This is a genomic window from Tenacibaculum sp. AHE14PA, assembly GCF_019278465.1.
GTDB lineage: Bacteria > Bacteroidota > Bacteroidia > Flavobacteriales > Flavobacteriaceae > Polaribacter > Polaribacter bernardetii.
Genome location: NZ_CP058983.1, coordinates 480,008 through 492,114 on the forward strand (window position 1 = coordinate 480,008; position 12,107 = coordinate 492,114).

13 protein-coding genes are annotated in these 12,107 nt (G+C 30.2%); 5 read left to right on the forward strand and 8 right to left on the reverse strand.

What is annotated here, in order from left to right:
• Positions 1 to 101: 101 nt before the first annotated feature.
• Positions 102 to 1,391, forward strand: a complete 1,290-nt coding sequence (locus H0I30_RS02200) for an exo-beta-N-acetylmuramidase NamZ domain-containing protein (RefSeq protein ID WP_218772683.1) — start codon at positions 102 to 104, stop codon at positions 1,389 to 1,391.
• 50 nt (positions 1,392 to 1,441) lie between these two features.
• Entirely contained in the window at positions 1,442 to 2,071 is a 630-nt protein-coding gene (locus tag H0I30_RS02205; RefSeq protein ID WP_218772684.1) for a hypothetical protein, read from the forward strand.
• A gap of 69 nt (positions 2,072 to 2,140) precedes the next feature.
• On the opposite strand, the gene H0I30_RS02210 is transcribed toward H0I30_RS02205, so the two are convergent.
• The 4 genes from H0I30_RS02210 to H0I30_RS02225 all read right to left on the reverse strand — a co-directional run bounded on the left by H0I30_RS02210 (position 2,141) and on the right by H0I30_RS02225 (position 6,732).
• Positions 2,141 to 2,818 (reverse strand): class I SAM-dependent methyltransferase, encoded by a 678-nt coding sequence (locus tag H0I30_RS02210; protein WP_218772685.1) that lies wholly within the window; start codon positions 2,816 to 2,818, stop codon positions 2,141 to 2,143.
• 162 nt (positions 2,819 to 2,980) lie between these two features.
• Positions 2,981 to 3,379: a heme-binding protein gene (locus H0I30_RS02215; protein ID WP_218772686.1), complete on the reverse strand. Its 399-nt coding sequence runs from the start codon at positions 3,377 to 3,379 to the stop codon at positions 2,981 to 2,983.
• A 75-nt stretch (positions 3,380 to 3,454) separates the two neighbouring features.
• Positions 3,455 to 4,453: a PLP-dependent cysteine synthase family protein gene (locus tag H0I30_RS02220; protein WP_218772687.1), complete on the reverse strand. Its 999-nt coding sequence runs from the start codon at positions 4,451 to 4,453 to the stop codon at positions 3,455 to 3,457.
• 116 nt (positions 4,454 to 4,569) lie between these two features.
• Positions 4,570 to 6,732, reverse strand: a complete 2,163-nt coding sequence (locus H0I30_RS02225; RefSeq protein WP_370624053.1) for a S9 family peptidase — start codon at positions 6,730 to 6,732, stop codon at positions 4,570 to 4,572.
• Between the two features lie 73 nt (positions 6,733 to 6,805).
• Between H0I30_RS02225 and H0I30_RS02230 the strand changes: the two genes are divergently transcribed.
• The 3 genes from H0I30_RS02230 to H0I30_RS02240 are packed head-to-tail and all read left to right on the forward strand — an operon-like array spanning position 6,806 to position 7,778.
• Positions 6,806 to 7,129: a YbaB/EbfC family nucleoid-associated protein gene (locus tag H0I30_RS02230; RefSeq protein ID WP_218772688.1), complete on the forward strand. Its 324-nt coding sequence runs from the start codon at positions 6,806 to 6,808 to the stop codon at positions 7,127 to 7,129.
• Positions 7,130 to 7,134: 5 nt separating this feature from the next.
• Positions 7,135 to 7,428 (forward strand): DUF2752 domain-containing protein, encoded by a 294-nt coding sequence (locus tag H0I30_RS02235; protein ID WP_218772689.1) that lies wholly within the window; start codon positions 7,135 to 7,137, stop codon positions 7,426 to 7,428.
• Positions 7,429 to 7,445: 17 nt separating this feature from the next.
• A complete protein-coding gene (locus H0I30_RS02240) occupies positions 7,446 to 7,778 on the forward strand; it encodes a CCC motif membrane protein (protein ID WP_218772690.1) in 333 nt (110 codons plus the stop codon).
• A 32-nt stretch (positions 7,779 to 7,810) separates the two neighbouring features.
• Here the strand turns inward: H0I30_RS02240 and H0I30_RS02245 are convergent, their stop codons facing one another.
• The 4 genes from H0I30_RS02245 to H0I30_RS02260 are packed head-to-tail and all read right to left on the reverse strand — an operon-like array spanning position 7,811 to position 12,081.
• Entirely contained in the window at positions 7,811 to 9,142 is a 1,332-nt protein-coding gene (locus H0I30_RS02245; protein ID WP_218773455.1) for a DUF58 domain-containing protein, read from the reverse strand.
• A gap of 2 nt (positions 9,143 to 9,144) precedes the next feature.
• A complete protein-coding gene (locus H0I30_RS02250) occupies positions 9,145 to 10,146 on the reverse strand; it encodes a MoxR family ATPase (protein ID WP_218772691.1) in 1,002 nt (333 codons plus the stop codon).
• Positions 10,147 to 10,157: 11 nt separating this feature from the next.
• Positions 10,158 to 11,390, reverse strand: coding sequence for a DUF4350 domain-containing protein (locus H0I30_RS02255; RefSeq protein WP_218772692.1), 1,233 nt, complete (start codon positions 11,388 to 11,390; stop codon positions 10,158 to 10,160).
• Between the two features lie 4 nt (positions 11,391 to 11,394).
• The gene (locus H0I30_RS02260) at positions 11,395 to 12,081 is read right to left on the reverse strand and encodes a DUF4129 domain-containing protein (protein ID WP_218772693.1); all 687 of its coding nucleotides are present in this window, start codon (positions 12,079 to 12,081) and stop codon (positions 11,395 to 11,397) included.
• Positions 12,082 to 12,107 lie beyond the last annotated feature (26 nt).

Genomic DNA, 12,107 nt, shown 5'->3' on the forward strand with positions numbered 1-12,107 from the left:
ATAACTTAACTGATATTACGAAACACCTGATTTTAAATTATCTCCTCTTTTTCTTATAATAAGATTTTTAATGGTAATTTTATATTTTAATACTCTTTTAGATGAAAAACAATTTTAGTTACCTTATTTTATTTTTATTCACAGTTAGTTTTCTATTTACAGCATGTGCTAAACAGCAAAAATCAGCGAGTACAAAAACTGAAGAAATTACTAAAATAGAGACTCCATTAAAAATTGGTGCCGACAGAATAAATTTATATCTAAATAAGTTAAAAGTTAAGAGTGTTGCTATTGTAGCCAATCAAACATCTGTTTTAACAGTATCACAAAGAGCTGAAATAGCGCCAAATGTGATGGGCAGTAAACTAGTACAGCATCATTTAGTAGATTATTTACACACGTATAACAATATTAATGTGAAAAAAGTTTTCGCCCCAGAACATGGTTTTCGCGGTAAAGCAGACGCGGGTGAAACTGTTGTGGATGGTATTGATACTAAAACGCAATTACCTATTATCTCTTTATATGGAAAAAACAAAAAACCTTCACCAGAGCAATTAAAAAATATTGATGTGGTGGTTTTTGATATTCAAGATGTTGGTGCACGTTTTTACACTTATATATCTTCACTACATTACGTTATGGAAGCTTGTGCTGAACAAGGCGTTGAAGTTATTTTACTAGACAGACCAAATCCGAACGGACATTATATAGACGGGCCAACATTAGAAGCGAAACATAAAAGCTTTGTGGGCATGCATCCTGTACCTGTTGTGTACGGAATGACTATTGGTGAATACGGACAAATGATTAATGGTGAAAAATGGCTGAAAGACGGAATTCAATGTGATTTAACGGTTATTCCTTTAAATAACTATACACATAATACTCAATATAGTTTACCTATAAAACCATCACCAAATTTACCGAATGATAAAAGTATAAACCTATACCCTAGTTTGTGTTTTTTTGAGGGAACAAATGTTTCAGTTGGTCGCGGTACTGAAATGCAGTTTCAGGTTGTTGGTTCGCCGTTATTCTCTTTAAAAAATGATTTTTCGTTTACACCCAATCCAAATTTTGGAAGCAAATATCCGAAGCATCAAAACAATGTTTGTTACGGTTATACTTTAACAGACAACGAGCGCTTAAATACAATCGATTTAAAATGGCTGCTTACTTTTTATAAAGATTATAGTGGTTTTAAAAATGCACAAGGTTATCCTTATAAAGAATCTTTTTTTAATACTTTTTTTACCAATCTTGCAGGTACAGAAAAACTACAACAACAAATTGAGCAAGGTTTAACTGAAGAAGAAATTAAAGCCACTTGGACTGATGATCTTGAAAGCTTTAAAATTATTAGAGAAAAATATTTAATTTACAAATAATTACCTTTAAAAAAAGCTAATTCAATTTTTGATATATTTGATTTACTACTATGAAAAAAACTATACTTTTAATATTATTTTTCAACACTCTTCTATCTTTTTCACAGCATTATAAATTTAATATTCTAACCAAATATAAATCTATGAATGGGTTTTATAAAGAAAAAAGTATTTATTCTAATAAAGAAAACAACTACTACTTTTTAAATATAGACAAAATTAACAATAAAATATCTGCCGAAATTTTAGATTTAAAAAGATCAAGAAAACACCGTTTTAGAGTAATTGAAAATATAAGTTCTCTTAATGAAAAATCTTATCAATTTGTTTTTTTAAAAAGTATAAAATTTAAAATACATGAACCTTTAAAAGGATATCGTCATAAATTTAGTATTATTTCAAAAGATAGTATATCAAAGGTTGTTAAAATGTCATTAGTAAATAAAAAAGGTAAGGTTATTAATAATGCAGAACTTAAAATAAAAAACTATCCTTTTAATTTATTTCCTGTTTTTAGATATATCTGCCTTCATCCTTTTGAGTTTTCTCAAAACACATATTTTAATGGAACAGGAATAGTTGAAAGCTATACTCAATACAATAAAAAAAATAAAGAAAATGTTCATATATATCTTGACTTTTTTGAGGAAGTAAACATGAGTATTACTGTGCCCCTATAAGAAAATCTATTTTTATAATTTTTAAAAAGGCTCTTCAGAACATTTAATTTAAAATTAACTGAATATGCATTAAAAAACTCTAAAGAGTTTTGTTTTAATAATACCTTTTTTATTATCTAAAACAACAGTTACTAACTCTTTTTCTGCTTTTACTTTAAAGTTAAATGGTGGTTCTAATAGATTCAATCCGCTTTGTTTTTTAAGTCGTATACCTTGCCCTGAAATAATATCTTTATTCGGAATAAAATCTCCTTCTGGTAAATGCTCTGTTAAAACAACATATTTAAAGTTACTTAACTTTTTAACAACATTTTGCACTTCATTGTTTGATAAATGCTGTAACACTTGTCTTACAATAACACAATCGGCATATGGTAAATTGTCTACCGCAATATCTAAACACTGAAATTCTAAATTAGTTTCCTTAAACCTTTCTTTATTGTAAGTAATAAGATCTGATACAATATCTACAGCAATGTATTTTTTAGCGTATTGCATTAATTGTTTACCTATATTAAAATCACCACAACCCAAATCACATACTGTTATTGGGTCTTTAAAAGAAGTTAAAAATGAAGTTACAGCATCTATATAAGGAATAACAATATTAGATTGATGAGAACCATCTCCAGAGTAAAACTCGGCATTATTAGTCCCCCAAAGTTTCATTTCATAAACCTGGTCCATCGCCTTTTTAGTTGGCCAAGGGGTTTTATTCTTTTTTAATGATTTTTCTTTATTATTCATAAAATAGGTACACAATTATACAAATGTACTTCTTTAAAAAGAAGACCTATTATTTTCATTTTAGATTTTCTGCCGTTATCATAAAAATGCTTTTTTAGATGCTATTTTTTTGCAAAAAAAAGGATAGCCATGGCTATCCTTTTCTATCCTGTAATTTATTTTTTAAATAGCGTTTGCTCCTGCGTCTGCAACTATATGATCATTTTCTACTGAACTTCCGCTAACTCCTACTGCTCCGATAATAGTACCATCAGCATCTTTAACTAGTACACCTCCTGGAAATGTAATTAATCCGTTATTAGAGTGCTCAATATTATATAAAGGAGCTCCTGGTTGAGATAGTTCACCAATAATTCCTGTATTCATATCAAAGAAACGAGCTGTTTTTGCTTTTTTAATAGAAATATCTAAAGATCCTAACCAAGCGCCATCCATACGTGCAAATGCTACTAAATTTGCACCTGCATCTACAACTGCAATGTTCATTTTAGTATCAATTGCTACTGATTTAGATTTTGCTGCTGCTATAATTTTTTCTGCTTGTTCTAATGTAATATTCATATTTTTTAATTTTTAGTGTATTAGTATATACAACAAAGCTAAACTAATTTTATTGTTAATTGGTTATTGAAAATTCTATCCTAAAAAACCTTGCTCCATCATCCAACTATCTGAATAAATTTTATCCATATAACGTATTCCGTGATCTGGTAAAATAACGACTACAAAACTATCTTTATCAAATAAACCTTTGGTAGCGTATTGCGCTGTTGCCTGTATTACTGCACCAGAAGTATAACCACAAAATAAACCTTCTGCTTTTACTAATTCGCGTGATTTTAAGGCTGCATTTTTATCTGATACTTTTTCATACACATCAACCACGTCAAAATCGGTAGCTCCTGGCACTAAATTTTTACCTAGTCCTTCAATTTTATATGGTGCAATTTCATTCTCATCAAACGTTCCTGTTTCATGGTATTTTTTTATTACAGACCCAATGGCATCAACTCCTAAAACCTGAATTTTTTTATTCTTTTCTTTTAAAAAACGTCCTGTACCAGAGATGGTTCCTCCAGTACCACTAGCCACAACTATATGAGTGACTTTACCTTCCGTTTGCTTCCAAATTTCTGGTCCTGTAGTTTTATAATGCGCTTCTATATTTAATTCATTAAAATATTGATTGATGTAAATAGAACCTGGATTTTCTTTATGTAATTTTTTGGCTATTTCATAATAAGAACGAGCATCGTCCGCAGCAACGTTTGCCGGGCAAACATGCACCTCAGCACCCATTGTTTTTAATACATCTATTTTATTTTGAGATGATTTATCACTTACTGCCAAAATGCACTTGTATCCTTTTACCAAAGCGATCATTGCTAAACTAAACCCTGTATTACCTGAAGTGGTTTCTACAATAGTGTCGCCTGATTTAAGAATTCCTTTTTTTTCTGCATTTTCAACAATATGCAATGCAATTCTATCTTTTGCAGACTGCCCAGGATTAAAAGCTTCTACTTTTGCGTAAAAACTACCAGGTAAATCTTTTGTTATTCTATTTAACTTAATTAGAGGTGTTTGCCCAACCAATTCTAATATGTTATTGGCGATATGTTGATTTCTATCCATTTTTGTCTAATAAAAAAACGTCATTACAAGAATAAATGACAAAGTAATCTTAAGTTATGAGATTGCTTCTTTACTCTTGTAATGACGCTTACACTCAATTGAGTGCAAAAATATAATTATTTTTCTAACTTACCTTCTAACATTAAAAAGAAGCTATATTCTTCTGCTGTTTCTTTTAAAGCATCAAATCTACCAGAAGCACCTCCATGACCAGCTTCCATATTCGTATGCATAAACAACATATTATCATCTGTTTTTACATCTCTTAATTTTGCTATCCATTTTGCAGGCTCCCAGTACTGTACTTGACTATCGTGTAAACCTGTTGTGATTAACATATTCGGATATTTTTGAGCCTTAACTTGATCGTAAGGAGAATATGATTTTATATAATCGTAATATTCTTTATCATTCGGATTTCCCCATTCGTCGTACTCACCTGTTGTTAACGGAATCGTATCATCTATCATCGTAGAAATTACATCTACAAAAGGCACAGCTGCTATAATACCGTTATACAATTCTGGATTCATATTCACAATAGCTCCCATTAACAATCCACCTGCAGATCCGCCCATGGCGTATAAATGTTCTGATGAAGTATATCCTTGATCTATTAAATATTTAGAGCAATCAACAAAATCGTTAAATGTATTTTTCTTATTCAACATTTTACCATCTTCATACCATTCACGACCTAAATATTCGCTTCCTCTAATATGTGCCAAAGCATATACAAAACCTCTATCTAACAAACTTAAACGAGTTGTTGAGAATCCGTCTGAAATAGTATATCCGTAAGATCCATAAGCATATTGTAAAATCGGAGTATCTTTTGTTAACTTGGTATCTTTATGATGTACGATTGATAATGCTACTTTTTTACCATCACGAGCAGTAACCCAAATTCGTTTACTTACATAATTATCTTTATCAAACTTACTTCCTAAAACCTCTTGCTCTTTTTTAATTTCTTTTGATTTATCTTTCATATTAAAATCAACGACCGAGCTAGGAGTTGTCATCGAATTGTATGAATAACGAATAATATCGGTATCAAATTCAGGATTTCCATAAACTCCTGCTGAATATGTTTCCTCATCAAAAGGTAAATAATAATCTGCTGTATCGTCCCAACGTTTAATACGTATTTTATTTAACCCGTTATTTCTTTCTTCTAAAACGATATAATCTTTAAAAATTGAAAAATCTTCGAATAATGTATCTTCTCTATGCGGAATTACATCAACCCAATTTTCTTTTTCCGTTTTATCTTCAGGAGTTTTCATCAACTTAAAGTTAGTTGCTCCGTCTTTGTTGGTTTTAATATAAAAATGATCTTCGTAATGAGCAATGTCATATTCTAAATCACGCTCACGAGGCTGAATCATTCTTAATTCTTCCTTCGGATTATCAGCATTTAAAACTTGATATTCTGTAGAAACAGTACTATAAGAACCTACTACAATATATTTTTTAGATTTAGTTTTGGTTACAAAAGCACCAAAAGTTTCATCCTTTTCTTCAAAAACTAATTCATCTAATGCAGAATCTGATCCTAAAACATGCTTGTATATTTTTGATGATCTTAAAGTTACAGGATCTTTTTTAGCATAAAACAATGTTTTATTATCGTTTGCCCAAACACTTCCTCCTGTAGTATTTTCTATAATATCTTTATACAGTTTACCTGTTTCTAAATTTTTTATTCTGATAAAATACTGACGACGACTTACCGTATCTGTAGCAAAAGCTGCCAATGTATTATCTGGCGATACACTTAATCCACCTAACTGAAAATAATCGAAACCTTTAGCTTCGGTATTTACGTTAAACATAATTTCTTCTGCTGCCTCTAGGTTATCCTTCTTACGGCTATAAATAGGATATTGCTGTCCTTTTTCATAACGTGTTATATAAAAATATCCGTTGCTTTTATAAGGTACCGATTCGTCATCTTCTTTTATACGCCCTTTCATTTCTTCAAATAACTGCTCTTGAAACTCTTTTGTTTCTTTGGTACGCTCTTCGTAATAAGCGTTCTCAGCATTTAAGTAATCGTATACTTTTTGAGTTTGTTCATCTTTAACATCCGCGTTTTTTTGCGCATCTGTTAAACGCATCCAAAAGTAATCATCAGTACGTATGTCTCCATGTTTTTCTAAAGTTGTTGCTTGCTTTTCAGCAACTGGAGCTATAATATCTTTCTTCATTTCTTGTTTTTTGCAAGAAGCAAAAATAAGACTAAAAGCTATAGCAGGTAGCATTAATTTTTTCATTTTTATTTAGTTTGGTTAATTTCTTTGTGAAAATACTATTTTTGCTATTAATAAATTAAAAAATAAAGAATAGATGTTTGGAGACATTTCGGGAATGATGGGTAAATTAAAAGATGCTCAAAAAAAAGTAGAAGAAACTAAAAAACGTTTAAATACGGTTTTAATTGATGAAACTACTGCCAACGAAAGCTTAAAAATTACAGTAACTGCTAATAGCGAAATAAAATCAATTTCGATTGACGAATCTCTATTAGAAGATAAAGAAGAGTTAGAAGATTATTTAATTTTAACATTAAACAAGGCTTTAAAAAGAGCGCGTGATATTAACGAACACGAACTAGCGATTGCGGCCAAAGACGGAATGCCAAATATTCCTGGAATGGATATGTTTAAATAAATAGGATGTATTTACAGTTAGAAGAATATATGTTGCCTTGTTTAAACAAAAAACTCTTTGGGGTTGATTGCTTAGGTTGTGGCATACAACGTGCTTTAAGTTTATTAATTCATGGCGAATTTATTGCCGCTTTTAAAATGTATCCTGCTATTTATACGTTGTTATTATTTGCTGGGCTTGTTGCTGTAAATTTCTTTTATAAAGTTAAAAACGGGCAAAAATTTATACTTATTTTAGCTGTTATTAATGTACTTATTATTGTGATAAGCTACTTTATAAAAATGAATCAACTAATTTAAATTTTATCAAAAAAACTATGGAAAGACAAAAATTACCCAATGCTACAACTTCATTAGTTCTTGGAATATGTTCGATAATAACTTGTTGTTGTTATGGAATCATCGGATTACCTCTAGGAATAGGTGCTTTTATTACAGGACAAAAAGCTATAAAATTAAACAATCAAAATCCTGGAGAATACGAAGGGGTTAGTAATGCTAATATTGGTAAAATATTAGGTATTATTGGTATCGTTTTTAACTTGGTTGTAATAGCTGTAATCATTTATGCGTTGTACTTAGTCGGATGGGATGCTTTAAGTAACCCGGAATTAATGCAAGAACGAATGAATGAATTACAAAATAGATAAACATAAAAAAGCGACCAAATTGGTCGCTTTTTTTATATCATTCCTTTTGCCTTAAACTCTAAATACTTGTTAATTACGTTTACAGATAATTGCTGTGGTTTCGTTAAAATAGCATGTATGCTATTCCGTTCTAATTCTTTTACAATTAGTCTTTTTTCGTACGTATATTTCTCGGCTATTGTTTTATGATAAATACTTTGTAAGTCTTCTGAGTTTTCTTTTACCAAACTATCTAACTCAGTATTTTCAAAGAAAACCGTAACTAATAAATGTTTTTTAGCGATTGCTTTTAAATACGGAAGCTGTCTTTTTAAGGCTGATATATGTTCGAAATTTGTATATAAAATCAATAAACTTCGTTGGTTAATTTTTCTTTTAATCGTTGCATATAATAAAGCAAAATTAGCATCTGTAAAGTCGGTTGTAATATTGTACAACTCTTCATTAATTACCGATAAATTTGTTTTTTTATTACTCGCTGCTATAATTTTTTCTACATTTTTAGAAAACGTTAGCATTCCTGCTTTGTCGTTTTTTAACAAGGCTATATTAGAAAAAGCTAAAGCCGAGTTTATAGCATAATCTAATAAACTTAATCCTTCAAAAGGCATTTTCATAATACGCCCTAAATCGATGATAGAATAAATAGGTTGCGATTTTTCATCTTGATATTGATTTACCATCAAGGCGCCTCTTTTAGCGGTTGCTTTCCAATTTACATTTCGCACATCATCTCCCGGAATGTAATTTTTAATTTGCTCAAATTCCATTGTTTGTCCGATACGTCGGATTTTTTTCATTCCGAATTCCGTTAAGTTATTGTGCATCGCCAAAAACTCGTATTTCTTCATCTGAATATAAGACGGATACACTTTTACTTCTTTATCGTCTGAAAAAGTATATCTTCTAGAAAATAGTTGCAAAGTAGATGCAACAAAAACATGTACATTTCCGAATTTATAAGCGCCTCTTTCTACTGGGCGAACACTATACGTAAAAGTTGATTTCTCTGCGGATTGAAGTGTTGTTTTGTAATCGAAATCTCTCTTTTGAAACTGCGTTGGCAATTCATCAATCACAGCAATAAAAACCTGAAACGGATAGTTATTTTCTAAAGTAATTGCAATTTCATTTTCATCAGAATTTGATAACTTATCTGAAACTACGCGCTTTGATGAAAATCCGTTTTTAAATCGATATAAGATAGCTAAATCGATACACATCGTTATTAAAAACAACCATACCAATACCCATGTTACATTGTAAATAACAGGAAACCAAAACGACAGTAAAAATAATGCCGAAAGCACGCTTATATAACTAAAAAAGCGACTGTGAATGTATATGGATTTAAAGAATTTAATCACTATCTCGGAACTTCTACAGATTGAACAATCATCTCAATAACCTTGTCTGTTGTCATCCCTTCCATTTCACGTTCGGGAGTTAACATAATTCGATGACGCAATACCGGATAAATACTCTTTTTTACATCTTCAGGAATCACAAAATCACGTCCGTTTATGGCTGCAAAAGCTTTCGAAGCCATTAAAACAGCAATACTTGCTCTTGGTGAACCTCCTAAATATAAATGTGTATTGTTACGTGTATTAGAAATTAATTGCGCAATGTATTTTATAATTTTTTCTTCTACCAATACCTCAAAAACCTTGCTTCTGTATTCTAATAAATCCGTTTCTGTTAAAACAGGTTCAATTTTAGATTGTGGCAATGCTCCTTTTCTGTCATTATGAGCAGTGATAATTTTTATTTCTTCTTCTAGATTCGGGTATCCAACATTTATCTTGAATAAAAAGCGGTCTAACTGTGCTTCTGGCAATGCGTATGTTCCCTCCTGCTCTATAGGATTTTGTGTTGCTAAAACCATAAATGGCGGATTCATAATATAACGTTCACCATCCATCGTAATTTGCTTTTCCTCCATCACCTCAAACAATGCTGCTTGCGTTTTTGCAGGCGCTCTGTTTATTTCATCAATCAATACAATATTAGAAAAAATTGGCCCTTTTTTAAATTCGAAATTTGATGTTTTCATATTTAAAATAGACGTTCCCAATACATCCGAAGGCATTAAATCGGGTGTAAACTGAATTCTACTAAAATCGGTTGCTATTGTTTTTGCTAATAATTTTGCGGTTACTGTTTTTGCTACTCCCGGTACACCTTCAATCAATACATGTCCGTCTGCCAACAACGAAACCAATAACAATTCTATAAAATCTTCTTGACCAACGATTACTTTCGCTAGTTGCTCTTTTATTTTACCAACAGCTTCTTTTAATTTAGATAAGTCTATTCTACTTGAAAATAGTTCGTTTTCTTCTGCTGGAGTATTTTCTGTATTCATACTTTTATTTTTTATGCTTTAAACTCTTCAATTGCATTATTTAACACAATCAACTCTTCTTCTGAAATTTTATCTTTAGCCTTTATACTATCAATCTTTTTAAATAATCCCTCTACTTTTTCTAATGAATTACCACTTCTGCTTGCTAATTTTTCATAAAAAGAAGCATCAATTTTTAAGGTTGATAATCGGTGTGTAATTCTTATATATTCTAAAAAGTAATTTATTTTATGTGCAGCTATATTTTTATGATCTGATTTTTCATAATACATATTCGCTATCGTGCGTGTAAATGCTAAAGTTTGATTTTTTAAAGGTGTAATTACAGGTATAAATCGCTGATTTCTTTTTCCTTTAAAAACAACAAAAAACAACACGCCTATTAACGCCATGTAATACGCCCATTTAAGATGTTTTGAGCTTAAAATGTAGTGCATTGGTGATGAAATTCCGCTTTTTCCTGTTTTGTAATACGCATCCCAAAGAATTGTAGCTTTATTACTAGTTCCTGAGTTTTGTCCACTTGAACTATTATTGTTATTAACATTCAAATACGATAATACACTTGCTACATAGGTGTAATTAGTATCTAAAAGCATGTTGTAGTTCGTAAATGCTTCCGGAAATGTATGCAAGTAAAAAGTACCTTTTCCGAATTTAGTTTTAATAAAATTTGGTTTACGACTTACAACGGAATCTTTTTCATTTCTGATTAACAACTCGCCTAAAATAGTTGTTTTTAATGTGTCTATTTTAGAAAAATAGGCTTTCGAAAAATCTCTATCGAAATGGTATTCGCTAGTATCTAAATTTTTATTTACGAGTTTTTGGTATACTTTTTCTTCAAAAGCTGTAGTACTTAATTGTTTTGTTTTAACATTAAGTGTGTCAATATGTATACCATTGGTCGCTATAAAAACATCATTTCCTTTTTCTACAAAGTTTAGTAATTCATTAAACTCTTCTTTACCAAAATTCAGATTTCCATCAACAAAAAAATAAGTCCCTTTATTGGTGGAGTCTTTTAAAAATAAATACGGAGATTGATAAACATCTCTTACTTTTTTATCAGCAAATAATGCTGGCATTTGTTTATGCAACACATAGGTTCCGTACGGAATTTTATGTTTCGCATCATAACTCGGAAACCAATTAATTTCTTTTGGTTTTATCGACTCGATATATACAATACCAAGCAGTATAAATACCAACAAACCAATATATACTTTTAGTTTTTTATCCAACTTATTAAATTTTAGCAATCACTTTTTTAAAGTTCGTTTCTGCTTTTAAAAACTTTTCTTTATCAATTAAAAACTCGCCATACCAAACATAATCGTATAAATGGGTTAGTGTTTCAAACTCTTTATACAAACTTTTATTTGTGGCTAATTCTTTTATATAATCTTCATTTGTTTTTTCTTGTTGCCAAGAAATCAGTTCTTTCTCTGATAATGTTTTCAGTAACAATAAATAGTAGTAACGCGTTGCTAATTTAAAATTACCACTGGTTATTGCTGTTTTAATTAACGCAAGTAAATCCTTTTCTTTTATTAGCGATTCTTCATCAGATAAGTTTACAATAGATTGTGCTTTTTTACCATCAATAATATTACGTGCATTTACCTTTAAGAAAAATTTAATGATTAAAAACAATACTAAACCTGCAATTGCATAAGGTAAAACGTTTAAAATCCATTTTAAAAAACCCACGGCTGGCGAAATATCATCAAAAAGATAAGACAATACTTTTTTGATTGTTCGTTTAAACCAATTCCACGCTTTTTCTAAAATAGTAGGTTCGCGTTTTTCTACAACATATATAAAAGCATCTTGCTTTTTATAAGATTCAATTTTTTTGTTATCGAATTTTTTCTGTTCGATAAATTCAGTGTCGAATTGAACTGTTTTCTCTTCAGGTGTTTGTGCAAACATCTGAAGAGAAAATAGTAAGAATAGTA